General features: G+C 69.5%; 7 protein-coding genes. 3 read left to right on the top strand and 4 right to left on the bottom strand.

All coding sequences use genetic code 11. The annotated features are described in order from the left end of the window. Position 1: 1 nt before the first annotated feature. Complete coding sequence (locus QR64_RS00040) at positions 2–2,779, bottom strand: FAD-binding and (Fe-S)-binding domain-containing protein (protein ID WP_039583417.1); 2,778 nt, start codon at positions 2,777–2,779, stop codon at positions 2–4. 130 nt (positions 2,780–2,909) lie between these two features. Here QR64_RS00040 and QR64_RS00035 point away from each other — a divergent pair, with 130 nt between their 5' ends. From QR64_RS00035 to QR64_RS00025, 3 genes are read left to right on the top strand one after another with little or no spacing between them, the layout of a single operon-like run. Then, positions 2,910–6,206, top strand: a complete 3,297-nt coding sequence (locus QR64_RS00035; RefSeq protein WP_039583416.1) for an arabinosyltransferase domain-containing protein — start codon at positions 2,910–2,912, stop codon at positions 6,204–6,206. Positions 6,207–6,250: 44 nt separating this feature from the next. Further along, positions 6,251–9,559, top strand: coding sequence for an arabinosyltransferase domain-containing protein (locus tag QR64_RS00030; RefSeq protein ID WP_039583415.1), 3,309 nt, complete (start codon positions 6,251–6,253; stop codon positions 9,557–9,559). A gap of 50 nt (positions 9,560–9,609) precedes the next feature. Next, complete coding sequence (locus QR64_RS00025; RefSeq protein ID WP_033097841.1) at positions 9,610–10,044, top strand: hypothetical protein; 435 nt, start codon at positions 9,610–9,612, stop codon at positions 10,042–10,044. Positions 10,045–10,117: 73 nt separating this feature from the next. Here QR64_RS00025 and QR64_RS00020 read toward each other — a convergent pair whose 3' ends face one another. Genes QR64_RS00020 through fadD32 form a run of 3 tightly spaced genes read right to left on the bottom strand, consistent with a single transcriptional unit; the run spans position 10,118 to position 18,545 of the window. Next, positions 10,118–11,659 (bottom strand): acyl-CoA carboxylase subunit beta, encoded by a 1,542-nt coding sequence (locus tag QR64_RS00020; RefSeq protein WP_039583414.1) that lies wholly within the window; start codon positions 11,657–11,659, stop codon positions 10,118–10,120. Positions 11,660–11,667: 8 nt separating this feature from the next. Then, a complete protein-coding gene (gene pks13, locus QR64_RS00015) occupies positions 11,668–16,602 on the bottom strand; it encodes a polyketide synthase Pks13 (RefSeq protein ID WP_039583413.1) in 4,935 nt (1,644 codons plus the stop codon). A gap of 53 nt (positions 16,603–16,655) precedes the next feature. After that, positions 16,656–18,545 (bottom strand): long-chain-fatty-acid--AMP ligase FadD32, encoded by a 1,890-nt coding sequence (gene fadD32 / locus QR64_RS00010; protein ID WP_006553446.1) that lies wholly within the window; start codon positions 18,543–18,545, stop codon positions 16,656–16,658. Positions 18,546–19,158 lie beyond the last annotated feature (613 nt).

The raw sequence follows: 19,158 nt of genomic DNA, 5'->3' as shown, positions 1-19,158 counted from the left end.
CCTACGGCAGTCGTGAGGCCAGCAACTCCGCCAGATGCGTGCCGCGCCGCGTCGTGAGGTCGCTCAGCTGGGTACGGCACGAGTAGCCGTCGGCGAGGATCACCGCGTCGTCGGATGCCGCCTCGACGGCCGGCAGCAGTTGGGTTCGCGCGACCGCCACCGACACGTCGTAGTGCCCGCGTTCGACTCCGAAATTCCCGGCCAGGCCGCAGCAGCCGGCGAGGCGCTGCACGTCGGCACCCGCGCGTCGCAACAGTGCGGCGTCGGCGCCCCATCCCATGACGGCGTGGTGGTGGCAGTGGGGTTGTGCGACGATCCGTGTGCCGTCCAGCGACGGCGGTTCCCAGTCGGCGAGGAGTTCGGCGAGGGTCGTGGTGCTGTCGGCCACGAGGCGAGCAGGTGCGGACCCGAGCAGTTCGACCGCGTCGGAACGCAGGACGGCGGTACACGACGGTTCGAGACCGACGATCGGCATGCCGCTGCGGAAGAGTTCGGCGACGGTGCGGCCCAGGATCTTCCGGGCCTGGTCGAGCTGGCCGGTGGTGATCCACGTCAGGCCGCAGCAGCGGGGTTCGTCGGTGAGGTGCACGCTGTGTCCGGCGGCTTCGAGCACGCGCACGGCGGCAACCCCGATCTCCGGGGTGAAGTACTCGGTGAAAGTATCGACGAACAGCAGCACCGGATCGCCCGTGCGGGATCGTCGCGAGAGGGTGTCGGCGAACCACTTCCGGAAGGTGCGGGGCGCGAACCTCGGTACACGGCGGCGGCGGTCGAGACCGGCGACGGTCAACCCGAGCGGGGCGACCCCCGGAGCGCGGACAAGGGCGTTGACGGCGCGTGGTGCACGGGAGGCGATCGCCGCCCACTGCGGCAGCCTGCCGAGACCGTAGTGACTGGCGGGCCGCCTCCGTCCCCGGTAGGTCTGGTGCAGAACTTCGGATTTGAGGGTCGCCATGTCGACTCCGGTCGGACAGTCCGACAGACATCCCTTGCACGACAAGCACAGATCGAGCGCCTCGTGCACTTCCGGCGACTGCCACGACTCGGCGACGAGGTGACCGTTGAGCATCTCCTGCAGCACCCGGGCACGTCCTCGGGTGGAGTCCTTCTCCTCACGGGTCGCGAGGAAGGACGGGCACATCACCCCGCCGGTGCCGGTATTGTCGGCGCGGCACTTGCCGACCCCGGTACACCGGTGCACTGCCTGCGTGAAGTCGCCACCGTCCTCGAGATAGCGGAAGGCCAGGCCCTCCCGGATCTTCCCGGCCGCCGGGACGCGCAGGTCGGCGTCGACGGGCCGCGGGTCGACGAGCACGCCGGGGTTGAGGACGTTCTCCGGATCGAAGACCGACTTCACAGCCCCGAACAGTGCGAGCGCGTCGGGTGAGTACATCACGGGCAGCAGTTCGCTCCGGGCACGCCCGTCGCCGTGCTCCCCCGACATCGACCCGCCGTATTCGGCGACGAGTTCAGCTGCCTCGAAAAGGAATTCGCGGAACAGACCCGGAACCTCGAGGGGGATGTCGAGGCGGATGTGGATGCAGCCGTCGGCGAAGTGCCCGTAGGGATAGCCGGTGATGTCGTATCCGGCAAGCAGTTCCTCGAAGTCGCGGAGATAGTCGCCGACGCGGTGGGCAGGGACGGCGGCGTCCTCCCATCCCGCGTGCGCGGGCAGTCCCTTCGGACTTCTCGCCGACAGGCCGGCTCCCTCCTCCCGGATACGCCACAGCGCAGCGGCACGCGCCTGGTCCTCGACGTGCAGGACGTCGGTCGCGGCGGCGGCCTGCGCGAGTGCCTTCGCCCGGCCGCGCACCTCGTCGGCGTCGTCACCGGCCAGTTCGACGAACAGCCAGGCCGCACCCGACGGCAGGGGCGGTACCGCCTGCGGTCCGCGCCGGTGCCGGACGATGTCGACGATCCGCGAGTCGAGCCCTTCGCACGCCGTGGGCCGGAAACCCAGTAGTCCGTGCGCGGCGTTGCCGGCGGCGACGATGTCTGGATAGCCGAGCACGACCATTGTGCGGACGGCAGGGTCGGCGACCAGCTGCACCGTCGCCTCGGTCGTGATCCCGAGTGTGCCCTCGCTACCGACGAACAGCTTCCGGACGTCGAAACCGTTCTCCGGCAACAGATGCTCGAGTGCATAACCCGACACCTGCCGGCCGAAGCGACCGAATTCGGTGCGGATGGTCGCGAGGTCGCGGGCGACGATCTCCCGCAACGGTTCCAGCACCGGATCCTCGCCGGGCAGCGTCAGCGGGTGCCCGGTGCCGGTGAGCACTTCGAGCGCGACGACGTTGTCGGACGTGCGGCCGTAGCCGAGCGCCCGCGCCCCGCACGCGTTGTTACCGATCATCCCGCCGATCGTGCACCGGTTGTGGGTGGACGGATCGGGGCCGAAGCGCAGACCGTGCGGTGCCGCGGCGCGCTGCAGTTCGGCCTGCACGACACCCGGTTGCACCCGCGCGGTCCGGGTCTCTGGGTCGACGGAGAGCACCCGGTTCAGGTGACGCGAGAAGTCGATGACCACGCCAGGCCCGACAGCGTTGCCCGCGAGCGAGGTGCCGGTGCCGCGGGAGGTGAGGGGGACACCTTCCCGGCGGCACACGTCGAGGGTCGTGGCGACGTCGTCGATCGATCGGGCGCGCACCACGGCCTGTGGCGGGACGCGATAGAGAGAAGCGTCGGACGAGTACAGCGCGCGCGTGGTCGAGTCGTCGCAGACCTCCCCGATGCCCGCCGCGCGCAGAGCGCGCCCGATCGGGGTGGAAGTCCTCATAGACAGCGATGCTAGTGGCGGGAGGCATCGCTCCGGACGTGGTCGGACAGAACCGCGGAGTACCCGCGAGTGGTGCGAGCGGAGCGGCACGCGCCGGCCCCGTGACGGGACTCGCCTAGCATCGACGCTTGTGCCAGCCGATACCGCTTCGCCCGGGAAAACCGATTCGCCCGACCCGACATCGCGCGTCCGCACAGCTCGGATCGTCGCGATCGTGTCGGGACTGCTCGGGTTCGTGCTGGCTCTGACCCTTCCGTTCCTGCCGGTCCGGCAGGAAACCGGCGAACTGCAATGGCCGCAGAACGGCAGCATCGACAGTGTCGAGGCGCCGCTCGTCACCTACGCCCCGCTCACGCTGCGGGCCAGCGTGCCGTGCGCGGCAGCAGCGCAGCTCGGTTCCGACGGCGGCACCCTCGTCTCGACCATCCCGTCCGGCTCCCCCGACGCCACGGCGGAGGGCCTGGTGATCCGCGCGATACCCGGTGAGGACGGCGCTCCCGGCACCGTCGAGGCCGTCCTGCGCAACTCGGTGCTCGTCTCGGCGCCGCTCGACGAGCCGTGTACGGCCGTGACGGTCGCATCGAACTCCGAACGCACCGCCGCCGAGATCGTGGGCGCCGACCCGCCGGTGGCGATCGAGCTCGAGGGCGACGAGCGGCCGCAGATGGTCGGTGTCTTCAGCGACCTCGGCGGCCCGGCCGGCGCCTTCGAACCCGACGGTGACGACTCCACCGAGCGGTTGTCGGTGCGCGCCGAGCTCGACTCGCGGTTCACCTCGACCCCCACGGTGCTCAAGCTCCTCGCGATGATCGTGTGCGCGCTCGCGACGCTGGTCTCCCTCGTCGCTCTGCATCGACTCGACGGGATCGACGGGCGCCGCGCGCGCCGGTTCCTGCCGGCCCGCTGGTGGCGGTTCACCCTCGTGGACGCGGTGGTCGTGAGCACTCTGCTGCTCTGGCACATCATCGGCGCGAACACCTCGGACGACGGCTACATCCTCAACATGGCGCGGGTGTCCGGCGACGCCGGATACATGGCCAACTACTTCCGCTGGTTCGGTGTGCCCGAGGCGCCGTTCGGCTGGTTCTACGACGTGCTCGTCGTGTTCGCACAGGTCTCGACGTCGAGCGTGTGGATGCGCCTGCCCACGCTCATCGCGGCGATCCTGTGCTGGATGGTCATCAGCCGCGAGGTCATCCCCCGGCTCGGCGTCGCTGTCCGGCACAGCCGGGTGTCGCTGTGGACGGCCGGGCTGGTCTTCCTCGCCTTCTGGCTCCCCTACAACAACGGTCTGCGCCCGGAGCCGATCATCGCGGTCGGTGCGCTGCTGACCTGGTGTTCGATCGAACGCGCCATCGCGACCGGGCGCATGCTGCCCGCCGCGATCGCGGTCCTCATCGCGGCCTTCTCTCTCGCCGCCGGCCCGACCGGCCTGATCGCGGTGGCCGCACTCGTCGCCGGGATGCGCCCGCTGGTGAAGGTTCTTATCGCGCGCCGGCATCTCGTCGGTGTCGTCGCGCCCCTCGCGCCGATCCTGGCGTCGGGCACCGTCGTGCTCATCGCCGTCTTCGCCGACCAGACGCTCGCGTCGGTCCTCGAAGCGACCCGCGTGCGTTCGGCCGTGGGACCGAACGTGCCGTGGTTCGACGAGCGACTGCGGTGGGACGCACTGCTCACCGTCTCCCCCGACGGTTCGCTGGCCCGCCGGTTCGGCGTGTTCGTGATGCTGTTGTGCCTGGTCGTGTGCGTCATGCTGATCCTGCGCAAGGGCCGCATCCCGGGCACCGCTATCGGACCCTCGCGCCGCATCCTCGGCATCGTCTTCGCGTCGTTGCTGCTCATGATGCTCACGCCGACGAAGTGGACACACCACTTCGGTGTGTACGCGGGCCTGGCCGCGTCGGTGGCTGCGCTCGCCGCGATCGGAGTGGGCTCGGTCGGCATCCGATCGGCCCGCAACCGGGCGCTGTTCACCGCCGGGGTGCTGTTCGTCCTGGCGATGGCCTTCACCGGTTCGAACGGCTGGTGGTACGTCTCGAGCTACGGCATCCCGTGGTGGGACAAGCCGCCGTCGATCTCCGGTTACGCCTTCTCCACGGCACTGCTCGGCCTCACGGTGCTCGCCCTGCTCCTCGCCGCGTGGTTCCACCTGCGCGAGCCGTTCACCACGCCGCGACCCGACCGCAACGGCAGGGTGCGGGCCCTGGCGTCGGCCCCGCTCACGCTGGTCGCGGCGGCGGTGGTGCTGTTCGAGGTGCTGTCGCTGCTCAAGGGCGCGGTCTCGCAGTACCCGGCCTATTCGATCGCCAAGTCGAACGCGGCGGCCCTCACAGGCAACTCCTGCGGACTCGCCGACGAGGTGCTCGTCGAGTCCGAACCGAACGCGACCATGCTTCAGCCCCTCGACGGTGATGCGGGCGAGGCCCTGGGTGCGGGCACGGCCGTCGGTTTCACCCCGAACGGCGTGGCCCTCGACCTCACCGCCGACGCGGAGACCACCACGACCGGTGGCGCCAACACCGTCGACAGCGAGGAGGGCGGCACCACCACATCCACCAGCGCCGGCACCGAGGGCGGTCGCACCAGCGACGAGGGCATCAACGGCAGCACCGTGAAGCTGCCCTTCGGCCTCGACCCGCAGACCACGCCCGTCCTCGGCAGCTACCGCTCCGGCGTGCAGCAGTCCGCCGAACTCGAATCCGGCTGGTACGCGCTGCCGGAGCGCACCGACGAGACACCGCTGCTGGTCGTGACCGCGGCGGGACGCATCCGCTACGTCGACCCCGACGGTGTCATCACCCCCGGTCAGGACGTGCTGCTGGAGTTCGGTTCGTCATCCGGGGACGACGTGACGCCGCTGGCCACGCTCGCCCCGATCGACATCGGCCCGTCGCCGTCCTGGCGCAACCTGCGCGTGCCGAGCGACGCGATCCCGGCCGACGCCGACGCCGTGCGGATCGTCGTCGACGACGGTGACCTCTCCCCCGACCAGTGGGTCGCGGTCACGCCGCCGCGGATGCCGCGCATGCAGACCCTGCAGGAGGTCGTCGGATCCGACGCCCCGGTCCTCATCGACTGGTCGGTGGGTCTCGCCTTCCCGTGCCAGCGACCCTTCGGGCACCGCAACGGTGTCGCCGAGGTCCCCGAGTACCGCATCCTCCCGGACCGGGTCGGGGCCGACGCGACGAACGGCTGGCAGGACGACATCGGCGGCGGACCGCTCGGCTGGATCCCGCTTCTGCTGAACGCCGAGGCCGTCCCCACCTATCTGAACCACGACTGGGATCGCGACTGGGGATCGCTCGAGCAGTACCGTCCGATCGACCCGGATGCCTCCCCCGCGGAGGTCACCACCGACGTGACGACCCGCTCCGGCCTGTGGTCGCCGGGCCGCATCCGTGACGGGGTCCCCGTCCTGCTGGAGTAAGGGCGAGTGCCGTCACACCACGTCGCCGGATACCATCGACTCCCGTGCCCGACGACGTGACGACCTCACCCGCGCCCGCTCCGACCGCCCCCCGGTCGATGGGCGAGGACCTTCGCACTCGGTACCGGACTGCGCGACTCGTCGCCGTCGTCGCCGGGTTGCTCGGCATGATCTTGGCGCTGGCCACACCGTTTCTCCCGGTCCGCGTGACCGAGGCGACGATGTCGTGGCCGCAGGACGCGGCGGCGACCGACGTCGAACTGCCGCTGATGTCGCAGGTCCCCCTCCAGCTCCGCGCCACCGTGCCGTGCAGCGCCGTCGCGGAGATGCCCGGCGACGGCGGGATGCTGCTCGCGACCGCCCCCACCAACGGGCAGGACGCCGCCCTCAACGCGATGTTCGTGCGGGTCGGCGCCGAGAACGTCGACGTGCTCGACCGCAACGTGGTGGTCGCGACCGCGCCGCGCGCCGACGTCGAGTCGGGTGCGTGCAGCGAACTGCAGATCTTCTCCGACTCCGAACGCACCACCGCCGAGTTCGTCGGCCTCTCGGACGAGAACGGCAACCCGCGGTCGGGTGAGCTCACCGGCGACCTGCGGCCGCTCGTCGTGGGCGTGTTCAGCGACCTGCCGACCGCGGTTCCCGGCCTCGACGTCACCGTCGATGTCGATTCCCGGTTCACGTCGTCGCCGACGCTGGTCAAGTCCCTCGCGATGGTCCTTGCGGTGCTGTCGACGGCACTCGCGCTCGGCGCGCTGGCCAAGCTCGACGGCACGGACGGTCGCGGTCACCGCCGCTTCCTGCCGTCCCGCTGGTGGAAGTTCACCGGCGTCGACGTCGTCGTGGTCCTCACGCTCGTCGGCTGGCACTTCTTCGGCGCGAACACCTCGGACGACGGCTACCTGCTGACCATGGCCCGGGCGGCGGAGAACTCCGGCTACATGGCCAACTACTTCCGCTGGTTCGGTGTCCCCGAAGCTCCCTTCGGCTGGTACTACGACGTGCTGGCGGCGTTCGCGAAGATCTCCACGGCCAGCCCATGGATGCGCATCCCGGCACTGATCGCCGGAATCCTGTGCTGGATGGTCATCAGCCGTGAGGTGGTGCCGCGTCTCGGCCGGGCCGTGCGGCACAACCGCATCGCACTGTGGACCGGCGGACTGGTCTTCCTCGCCTTCTGGCTGCCCTACAACAACGGTCTGCGGCCCGAGCCGATCGTCGCGCTCGGTGCGCTGCTGACCTGGTGCTCGATCGAACGCGCCATCGCGACCGGTCGTCTGCTGCCCGCCGCGACGGCGGTGTTCATCGGCGCCTTCACCCTCGCCGCTGCACCGACGGGCCTGATGTGTATCGCCGCGCTCATCGCCGGCATCCGGCCGATGACGCGGATCATCGTGCGCCGCCACCGCGAGGTCGGCACCCTGCCACTGCTCGCCCCGATCGGCGCCGCCGGGATGCTCGTGCTCGTCGTGGTGTTCTCCGACCAGACCCTCGCCGCGGTCCTCGAGGCGACCCGCGTGCGCACCATCATCGGCCCCAACGAGGAGTGGTGGAACGACTTCCTCCGCTACTACTACCTGATGGTGCAGACCGTCGACGGTTCACTGCCGCGCCGCTTCGCGTTCCTCACGATGCTGCTGTGCCTGTTCACGACGCTGTTCGTGCTGCTGCGCCGCCGCCGGATCCCCGGCGTCGCCGTGAGCCCGACCTGGCGTCTGCTCGGCATCGTCTTCGGCACGATCTTCTTCATGATGTTCAACCCCACGAAGTGGACCCACCACTTCGGGGCGTACGCAGGCATCGCCGGATCGCTCGCGACGGTCACCGCCGTCGTGGTCTCCGCGAGCGCATTGCGGTCGCGGCGCAACCGCACGATTTTCCTCGCCGGAGTGCTGTTCGTCCTGGCGGTGTCGTTCGCCGGCATCAACGGCTGGTGGTACGTCTCGAGCTACGGCGTGCCGTGGTTCGACAAGACCGTCTCGCTGAGCGGCTACCAGTCGAGCTCGCTGTTCCTGGTCCTGTTCGGTCTCGCCCTGGTGCTCGTCGCGTGGCAGTACCTCCGCGAGGGCTACGCACCGCCGCCGGAGTCGGCCGAGACGAAGAAGGGCCGGCGGATCCGCGCCCTCGCGGCTGCGCCGCTCACGGTCGTCGCCGCGGTGATGGTGCTGTTCGAGGTGCTGTCGCTGCTCAAGGGCGCGGTGTCGCAATACCCGGCGTACTCGCTCGCTCGCTCCAACATCGGGGCGGTCGCCGGGCAGACCTGCGGTCTCGCGAACGACGTGCTCGTCGAGGCCGACCCCAACGAGGGACGCCTCGAACCGATCATCGACCCCGCCGATCCGCCGGCAAACGACGACCCGCTCGCCGGTGCGGCGCCGCGCGGTTTCACTCCCGACGGCGTGCCGTCCGACCTGACCGCCGACTACGTCGAGGTCAAGCCGGGTCAGGGCAACACCGACAACCAGAGCGTCGGCCCGACCTTCGAGACGGGCGCGGGCGGCGGCACCACGGGTGGTTCCGGTGAGCAGACCGTCAACGGCAGCACCGTGCGTCTGCCCTTCGGGCTCGACCCGTCCGTCACCCCGGTGCTCGGCAGCTACCAGGAGGGTGTGCAGGAACCCGCCGCGCTCACCTCCAGCTGGTACGCCCTTCCCGGGATCACCGACGAGACGCCGCTGGTGATCATCTCCGCGGCCGGTCGCATCTGGTCGTACGACGACACCGGTGCACTGACCTACGGCCAGTCGCTGCTCGTCGAGTACGGCACCCGCCAGGCCGACGGCAGCGTCGAGGCGAAGGGCACCTACCTGCCGCGCGACATCGGCCCCGCACCGTCGTGGCGGAACCTGCGTGTGCCGCTCGCCGACCTGCCCGACGACGTCGACGCCGTCCGCATCGTCGCCAACGACCCCAACCTCACCGGCGACCAGTGGCTGGCGTTCACGCCGCCGCGCGTCCCCATCCTCGAGCGGCTCGACGCCCAGCTCGGTTCCGAGCAGCCGCTCCTGCTGGACTGGGCCGTGGGTCTGCAGTTCCCGTGCCAGCGGCCGTTCGACCACTGGGCCGGTGTGGCCGAGATGCCGAACTACCGGGTCCTCCCCGACCGTCCGCTCGCGGTGTCGTCGACCGACACCTGGCAGTCGGCCGACAACGGTGGCCCGCTCGGCTTCGCGGAGGTCCTGGCGCGACCCGAGCAGGTGCCCACCTACCTCGAGAACGACTGGGGGCGCGACTGGGGTTCGGTGGAGCGGTACGTGCGCTTCTACCCGAATGCGCAGCCGGCCGAACTGACCACCACCGAGGTGACGAGGTCCGGGTTGTGGAAACCCGCGCCGATGCGCGTCTACGAGTGACGGATGAGGCGCGAGTAACGGAAGTGACGCCGACGGGCGACACACAGGGCATGACGACCTCGAGAAAGATCGCATTCACGGCAGCCCTGGGCGCGGCGCTCGCGCTCGGTGTGGTCACCGCTCCCGCAGCGTCCGCGGAGCCTGTGGCGGCTACGACCCTGAGCCCTGTGATCGGCGCGGTCGGTGGCACCGGTTCCGCAGGGTGGGGAGGTCTCCTCGTCAACGAGGGCGTGACCGTCGGTGTGGACCCCGAGCGTCCCGGCTTCTCGCGATTCGGCAGCAGCTTCCAGTGCCCGTGCCTCGTGAACTGGACGAACGTCACCACCGGACAGCGTGGCACCGTCACCCTGCCGATCTACCCGCCCATCCCCTCCGCAGGATGGGAATACCCCTGGTTCGAGACCGGCTCCGGACGTATCGAGGCGGTCGTGACGACCACCGACATCACCTTCCTGCCGGGCCGGGGTTCCTGGACCGTGCCCTGACCCCCGGCCCGGTGGGGCGGCGTNCGACGGGGCCTGTGCACGCACTGGTGCACAGGCCCCGTCGGCAACGGCTCTACAGCGGCAGCAGGTGATGCTTCCGCGGGTTCTTGAACACTTCCTTGTCGCGAAGAAGGTTCAGCGCCTTGCGGATCTCGAGACGGGTGGTCGACGGCTCGATCACCGCGTCGACGTATCCGCGCTCGGCCGCGATGTACGGCGTGGCCACGTGCTCGTTGTAGAAGTTGATGAGCTGCTGGCGCACCGCCGGAGCGTTCTCGCCCGCGGCCTCGATCTGCCGGCGACCGATCACCGCGACAGCCGATTCGGCACCCATCACGGCGATACGCGCGGTGGGCCACGCGAAGTTGATGTCGGCGCCGAGCTGCTTCGACCCCATCACGGCGTAACCGCCGCCGTAGGCCTTACGGACTACGACGGTCACCTTCGGGACCGACGCCTCGACATATGAGAACAAGAAGCGGCCGCCACGCTTGATGACGCCGATCTTCTCCTGCTCGACACCGGGCAGGAAGCCGGGGGTGTCGACGACGAACACGAGCGGGATGTCGTAGGCGTCGCACACGCGCACGAAGTGCGCGGCCTTGTCGGCAGCAGCCGCATCGAGCGCACCCGACAGGTACAGCGGCTGGTTCGCCACCACGCCCACCGCCCGGCCGTCGACGCGGGCGTAGCCGGTGATGATGTTCGGCGCGGTCTGTGCGCGGACCTCGAGGAACTCGCCGTCGTCGAAGATCTTCAGCAGGATGTCCTGCATGTCGTAGCCGGAGTTGTCGGCGTCGGGCATGAACGTGTCGAGTTCGAGATCGTCGGGCGTGAGCTCCGGTTCGAGACCGGGATTGATGATCGGAGGCTTCTCCTGCGCGTTGGACGGCATGTAGCTCAGGTACTGCCGCACCCACTCGAAAGCGGCCTTCTCATCCGGCGCGACGTGGTGCACGTTGCCGTACTCGGCCTGCTGACGGGCACCGCCGAGCTCCTCGAGGCTCACGTTCTCACCGGTGACCGCCTTGATGACGTCCGGGCCGGTGACGAACATGTGCGAACCCTCGGTGGCGACCACGACGTCGGTGTTGATCGGCGCGTAGACCGCACCACCGGCGCAGTTGCCGACGATCACCGAGATCTGCGGGCACAGACCCGACAGCGGCTCGTGACGCTTGCCGATCTCGCCGTACCAGGCGAGCGAGGTGACGGCGTCCTGCACGCGGGCACCACCGGAGTCGTTGATGCCGACGACGGGGCAACCGATCTTGAGGGCGAAGTCGAGGACCGCGGCGACCTTGCGGCCGAACATCTCACCGACGCTGCCGCCGAAGACGGTCTGGTCGTGGGAGAACACCGCGACCGGGCGGCCGTCGACCGTGCCGTGCCCGACGACGACGGCGTCGCCGTACATCGCATCGTCGCGGCCCGGCATCTTCATCAGCGCGCCGATCTCGACGAAACTGCCCCTGTCGAGCAGCATGTCGATGCGCTCACGAGCGCTCGGGATGCCCTTCTTCGCGCGCTTGGCGATCGCGAGTTCGCCGGCAGGCTCCTTCGCGATCTCCAGCTTCTCGCGCAACTCGGCCAGCTTCTGTGCCGTGGTGCTCACTTCTTCGTTCAGCTCCTCGAGGCCTCGATGTCGGCCAGCTTGCGGGTCAGGTCTTCCCCCACCTTCGAGATGTACGGCTCGTCGACGATCTGCAGGTGATCGCCGCCGACGTGCACGACCTCGAGATCCGCGACGACCTCGCCCCACCCACCGTCGGGCTGCCGGGTCCCGAAGGCCGGCTCGAGATCGATCGCGTCGTCGTGATACTTGTCGGCCATGTACAGCACGACCTTGCCGTCGTAGGGCAGCAGATCCGCGGTCTGGATGGCGCGGTTGTCGAGCCACGACGTGCGCTGGTGCTCGATGATGCCGCCGGGGATCTGCGCCCCGCTCAGCTCGAGCAGACCCATCAGGATGCCGATCTGCTCCTCGTCGCTGCCGGCCTCGGCCAGCAGGTCGTAGGGTAGCGGCGCGTCGACCCCGTAGGTCTTCTTCGCGAACGCCGAGTAACGCTGCCAGCGCTTGCGGATCTCGTCGGGCGTGTCCTCGACCTTCTCACCGGCCATGACGGTGTCGATGAGGCCGACGAGACGCACGTCCTTGCCCTCCTCGCGGAGCAGACGGGCCACCGCGTAGGCCAGGACACCGCCGAGCGACCAGCCGCACAGCACGTACGGGCCGTCGCCCTGGATCTCCTTGATGAGCGGCAGGTACGCCTGTGCGCGGGTGTCGATCGGGCCCTCGGTGCGCTCGAAACCGAACACCGGGGTGTGCGCGGGCAGGCGGCGCAGCAGCGGCTCGTACGCGACCGTCGAACCACCCGCGGGGTGGAAGACGAAGACCGGCACGGTGTCCGATCCCTCGGCGCGGGGCCGCAGGGTGCGCACGAGTCCGTCGATGCGATCGGCGGATTCGAGATGCTGACGGACGGTCTCGGCGAGCTGCTCGACGGTCGGGGCGGAGAGCACGTCGTCGACGGTGATCTCACCCTCGGCCCGCTCGGTCAGCCGTGCCGCGAGCTTCTCGGCGACATCGCGGTCGAGCTTCGGCAACCGGTTGAAGATGCCCTTGGCCGACTTGCCCGTGACCACGGCCCACGAGGCGAAGGTCAACCGTTCCGCGGCGTCGCGCGGCGGCACGTCGACACCGCTCGACTCCTGCTCGGGCTCGGCCGTCTCGGGCGCGGTCTGTGCTTCGGCTTCGGCTTCGGCTTCGGCTTCGGCTTCGGCTTCGGCGAGAATCTGCTCGGCCTCGCCCACCGCGGTGGTGTCCTCGACCTCGGGAAGATCGTCCTGCTCCGCAGCGGCGGCGCGTTCGGCTGCCTTCTCGGCGGCCTGCTGCTCGGCGAGCTGCGCGACCTCCTCGCGGTTCTCGACGGCGTATCGCAGGTACTTCGCGACGTCGCGCAGGCTCGCGTCCTTGACCGCCGACAGCTGCAGCTGCGGGATGTCGAACTCGTACTCGACGCGGTTCTTGATGCGGACCGCCATGAGCGAGTCGAGGCCCAGCTCGATGAGCGGGATCTCGGCGGGCAGATCCTCGGGCGCATAACCCATGGACTCGGCGACGATCAGCGTCAGGCGGTCGTCGAGGCTCTGCGATCCGTTGGGATCCCACTGGTCGCCGAACGACTCGACGACCTCGGGAAGCTCCTCGGCCTGCGCGGCCGGCTTCGCGGCCACCGCGACGGGCGCGGGCAGCGGCTCACCGGAGGTGACGACACCCTCGTGGACGAGCGTGAAACCGTCGCCGGTGTTCGCGTGCACCTGCAGTGACGCGCCACCCGGGTGCCGGGTGAGCGTCGTGGTGAGGGTGCCGGTCGCGGGGACGTCGGTGTGCGGGATGGACGCGGTGAGCGTGACATCGGACAGCAGCTGCGAGGCCGCCGCGACGACCAGCTCGGCCGCATCGGTGACGGCGGATGCCTGCACCTCCCACACGTAGCGGCCGTCGGGCAGTGCGACCCGGGCGCCGGGCGCGCGGCCGTTGCCGGAGGTGCCGATGCTGGCGTCGACCCAGTACGGCTTGCGCAGGAAGGCGGTGCGCGGCAGGTCGGCGTAGTCGCCTTCCGGCAGCAGCGTCCTCAGATCGACGGACTGCCCGTGCACGTACAACTGCGCGAGCGCGGTCAGCACACCGAGGGACTCGTCCTCCTTGCGCTTGAGCGTCTGGATGAACTGGCCGTCCTGCACACCGGCGTCGAAGGCCGTCGCCGCGACCGACATGAGCGTCGCGGGGTTGGCGTTGAGCTCGACGAAGGTGGTGTGCCCGTCGGACAGCGCCTGCCGGATCGCCTGCGTGAAGTACACGCTGTGGCGCATGCCCTTGGTCCAGTACTCCACGTCGTGGATGCCCTCGTGACCTGCGCGGTAGAGGGTCTCCTGATCGACCGACGAGTACAGGTCGACCTTCAGGCGGTGCGGTTCGATGCCGGCGAGCTCGGCCGCGAGCTCGCCGAGGATCGGATCGACCTGCGAGGTGTGGCTCGCACCCTTGGTCTGCAGGACCCGGGCGAACTTCTCCTCGGCCTCGGCACGCGCGACGATCGCGTTGACCTGCTCCTGCGGGCCACCGATGACGGTGTGCGTCGGCGCCGCGTAGACGCAGACCTCGAGCTGCGGGAAGTCGGGCAGCACGTCGGTGATCTCGGCGGCGCTGTACTCGACGAGCGCCATGAGGCGGATGTCGTCGCCGGTCAGGCCGGATTCGGCCTCACCCATCAGACGCGAACGCGAGCAGATGACGCGCACGGCGTCCTCGAGCGAGAGTCCGCCCGAGATGTAGGCGCCGGCAGCCTCACCCATCGAGTGGCCGACGACCGCGGCGGGCTCGGCACCGTGGTGGCGCAGCAGCGCGGCGAGACCGATCTGGATCGTGAAGATGCCGACCTGCGCCGTCTCGACGTCGTAGTCCTGCGCGTCGTCGAGGAACTTCTCCTTCATGGAATAGCCCGACTCGTCGTAGATCAGCTCGTCGACCTCGTCGACGGCCGCCGCGAAGACCGGGTTCTCCAGGTACAGCTGCTTGGCCATTTTGCGGTGCTGGGCACCGAAGCCGGAGAGCACCCACACCGCGCCCTTGGAGGCGGGAGCGTCGGCGGTGAACACGCCCTGCGCGGGCTTGCCGGCGGCGACGGCACGCAGACCGGCGATCGCCTCACCGTGGTTGTTCGCCACGACGATCGCGCGGGACCGGCCGTGATTGCGACGAGCGAGCGTGCGGGCGACGTCGGCGAGCGGCGTCGTGCTGCCCTTCTCGGTCTCGAGCCAGTCGGCGAGATCGGCGGCGGCACGGCGGCGACGCGACGGCATCGCAGCGGAGACGGCGAGCAGGACGGGCAGCTCGCGGGCCTGCTCGGTGGTCTCCGCGGCGGGGATCTCCTCCGGCAGGACCTCGACCTCGGCCTCGGACGCTTCGAGCCCCTCGGGGCCGGTGTACTCGCGCACGACGACGTGCGCGTTCGTGCCACCGAAACCGAAGCCGGACACACCGGCGACGGCGCGACCGGTGTAGCGCGGCCACTTCGCGCCCTCGGGGATGACCTTCAGGTGCGCGCTGTCGAACGGGATGTACGGGTTGGGCGCGGTGTAGTTGAGCGTCGGGGGCAGCTGATCGTTCTGCATCGCGAGAACGACCTTGATGAGACCGGCCGCACCCGCGGCGGACTCGAGGTGACCGAAGTTGGTCTTGGCCGAACCGAGCAGGACCGGCTTGTCGTCCTCGCGGCCACGACCGACGACGCGGCCGAGCGCGTCGGCCTCGATCGGGTCGCCGAGCACCGTGCCGGTGCCGTGCGCCTCGATGTAGTCGACACCGGACGGCAGGATCTGCGCGTCGCGGTAGGCGCGGCGCAGCACGTCGACCTGCGCTTCGGGGTTGGGAGCGGCCAGGCCGTTGGAGCGGCCGTCCTGGTTGACGGCCGAACCGGCGATCACCGCGAGGATGTCGTCGCCGTCGCGCTCGGCGTCCTCGAGACGCTTGAGCACGACGAGACCCCCGCCCTCGGCGCGGATCATGCCGTCGGCGTCGGCGGAGAACGCCTTGATGCGGCCGTCGGGTGCCATGACGCCGAGTTCGTCGAAGCCGAGGGTGCCGGCCGGGGCGAGCAGCATGTTGACGCCACCGGCGAGGGCGACGTCGGCTTCGCCGTTACGCAGCGCACGTACGGCCTGGTGCACGGCGACCAGCGACGACGAGCACGCCGTGTCGAGCGTGACCGACGGGCCGTGGAAGTCGTAGAAGTACGACACGCGGTTCGCGATGACCGCGGTGGAGGTGCCCGTGAGCGCGTAGGGATGCGCTGCGGACGGATCGCCGACCGCGAGGAGCATGTAGTCGCTCGCCGAGCTGCCGATGAACACACCGACCGAGCCGCCCTTGAGGTCGCTCGGCGGGATGTGCGCGTGCTCGAGTGCTTCCCAGGTCAGCTCCAGCGCGAGGCGCTGTTGCGGGTCGACCATCTCGACCTCGCGCGGCGACATCGCGAAGAACTCGGCGTCGAAGCCCTTGACGTCGTCGAGGTAGCCGCCCCTGGTGTTGGCGTTGCGGATCGACTCCCACACGGCGGGATCGTTCTCGAACTCCGACCAGCGGCCCTCGGGCAGATCGGAGATGCCGTCGCGTCCGGACGCGAGCAGCTCCCACATCTGTTCGGGGGTGTCGACGTGGCCCGGCAAACGGGTGGACAGACCGACGATGGCGACGTCCTTCGAACCCGCCGCGGCACCGACCGTGTACAGGGCGGAGTCGTCCTCAGCGGGTGCCTCGGGCTCACCTTCGATGATGCGCGTCGCGAGCGACGCGATCGTCGGGTGCTGGTAGGCGATCGTCGCGTTGAGGGTGACACCGAGGAGTTCCTCGATCTCACCCGCCATGGCGACGGCGTCCCGGGAGGACAGCCCGAACTCCTCCATCGGACGATCGTCCGAGATCTGGGAGACCGGCTGCCCGGTCGCGTCGGCGATCCAGTTGCGCAGCCATTCGCGCAGCTGCGCAACCGTCATTTCAGTGTCAGACATCAACCCACCACGCTACCCGGGAAAGAGGACATTCGTTCTTACACGCTGTCCGGGAAGGCCTGCTGCTGGTAACCACCACGCAGCGTTCCCTCGACATATGCGGTCTTGCACGCCCGACGCGCGATCTTTCCGCTGGACGTACGGGGGATCGAACCGGCCGGCACGAGCAGCACGTCGCGGGCGGTGACACCGTGCCGGGACGAGATCGCGGCACGTACCGCGTCGGCGATCGGCTGCGGATCGGCCTTGCCGGCGCCGGGAGCGCGCTCGGCGACGATCACGAGCTGCTCCGACGAATCGTCGGCATCGAACTGCAGGCCGGAGGCGTCGTTGTCGAACACCTCGCGCGGCAGCTGGTTGGCCGGCACCGCGAACGCCGCGACGAAGCCGGGACGCAGCGCGGAGCTGGCCTCCTGCGCCGAGAACTCGAGGTCCTGCGGGTAGTGGTTGCGGCCGTCGACGATCACGAGGTCCTTGACGCGACCGGTGATGTAGAGCTCGCCGTCGATGTAGACGCCGTAGTCGCCGGTGCGCAGCCACTTGCTGTCGTCCGGGGTGCCCTCGGCGTGGCTGCCCTCGGCCAGACGCTTGGTGATGCGGTTGTGGAAGGTGTTGTCGGTCTCTTCCTTGCGACCCCAGTAGCCGATGCCCATGTTCTCGCCGTGCAGCCAGATCTCGCCGACCTGCTCGTCGGGCATCTCGGTGCCGGTCTCGGCGTCGACGATCGCGGCCCACTGGCTGCGTGCGACGTAACCGCAGGAGACCTGCGGGATGGCGTTCTCGGCATCGGGCTCGACGCGCATGACCCGGCCCGCGTTGAGTGCGGTGCGGTCGACGTAGATGACCTTCGCCTCGTCGCTGTGACGGGTGGAGGAGACGAACAGGGTGGCCTCGGCCATGCCGTAGGACGGCTTGATCGCCGTGCGGGGCAGACCGTAGGGCCCGAATGCCTCGTTGAACTTGCGCATCGACGACGTGGTGACCGGCTCGCTGCCGTTGATCAGGCCGATGACGTTGCTCAGGTCGAGTTCTTCGCCCGGCTTGGGGACCGCGCGTGCCGCAGCGTGCTCGAACGCGAAGTTCGGGGCGGCGGCGAAGGTGCCGGCACCGTCGGAGACGGCGGCGAGCTCGCGGATCCAGCGGCTCGGCCGGGCCACGAAGGCACGCGGGCTCATGATGGTGATGTACTTGCCGCCGACCGCGGGCAGGATCACCGTGAGCAGGCCCATGTCGTGGAACAGCGGCAGCCAGGTCACGCCGCGCGACGACTCGTCGAGTTCGATGGAGTCGGCCATCTGGATGACGTTGGTGAGCACCGAGCGGTGAGTGATCTCGACGCCGGCGGGAACGCGGGTCGAGCCGGAGGTGTACTGCAGGTACGCGATGTCGTCGGTGCCGATGGGCGGCCGGTTCCAGGACTCGGCGACCGAGTCGGGGATGGCGTCGACGGCGATCACGCGGGGACGCTGCGCAGCGGGGAGCGGGCGGAAGAACTGCCGCACGCCGGCCGCGGACGAAGTGGCGGTGAGGATCGCGCTGGGGGTGCAGTCGCCGAGAACGGCGTGCAGGCGATCGGTGTGGCCGGGCTCGTCGGGATCGAACAGCGGCACGGCGATGGTGCCGGCGTAGATCGCGGCGAAGAAGGACACGACGTAGTCGAGACCCTGCGGAGCGAGGATCGCGACGCGGTCGCCGGGAGCGGTGACCTGTTGCAGGCGCGCGGCGATGGCCTTGATGCGCACGCCGAACTGATCCCAGGTCAGCTCGTGCACCTCGCCGTCGCGTTCCCGCGAGTAGTCGATGTACCGGTAGGCGAGGTCGTCACCGTTTGAAGCGAAGTTCCCCTCGAGGTGATCGAGCAGGGTCTGCCCTTCAGGCAGCCTGATCCGCCCGTTCTCATCGATGAACTCTTCGAACCCGACGCTCAATTCCTTCTCCCTGTCGAAGCGATCCCACAACCACTCGACATGGTTGCGCCACTAATTTTTCCTCCGCGCCGGCGGATCGTCGTACCGATACCGCCCCCCACGGCTTCCGGCGGTCCGTTCCTCGAACGTGTCCATCGACCCCAGATCACGAATATGTTACAGATCGGCATCACGCGCACCCACGCAAAGTGCGGTCGCCGGGAAGAACGCTTCCCCTCGCACACGGGAAACACAAAGATACGACATGGTCGTCTTCACACACACATTCCGCGCCCGTCGAACGAGACGAGCACACGATCCGATTGTGTGCGAGGGTTTTTCGACGCCGACACCGACCGACGGTGCAACCCGCCGCCCTCTGCTGCCCAGGATCGGCGCCCCGGTACGTACGCCCGACCGAGGCGAGAGCTCGTGACAAGGATCATTCCCGGTCGCGGGCCGTCGCTACGCCCCCGGAGGGGGCCGGCCGTTCGCCGTGCCGTCACTGGCACCATGAACCTCTTCTCCTGTGGCAGTCGTCGTGCGCCACGATCCCGGACGGCCGGGCCGCAGCCGAGGGATGAGTCTAAAGGGGCTCTTCGCAGTTAGCAGTGGTACTGGTGCCGGCTGGGTG

Source organism: Rhodococcus sp. Chr-9 (assembly GCF_000801125.1).
Taxonomy (GTDB): Bacteria; Actinomycetota; Actinomycetes; order Mycobacteriales; family Mycobacteriaceae; genus Rhodococcus; species Rhodococcus pyridinivorans.
The sequence above is the reverse complement of the archived record's forward strand: the minus strand, read 5'-3'. Positions and strand labels throughout refer to the sequence as shown.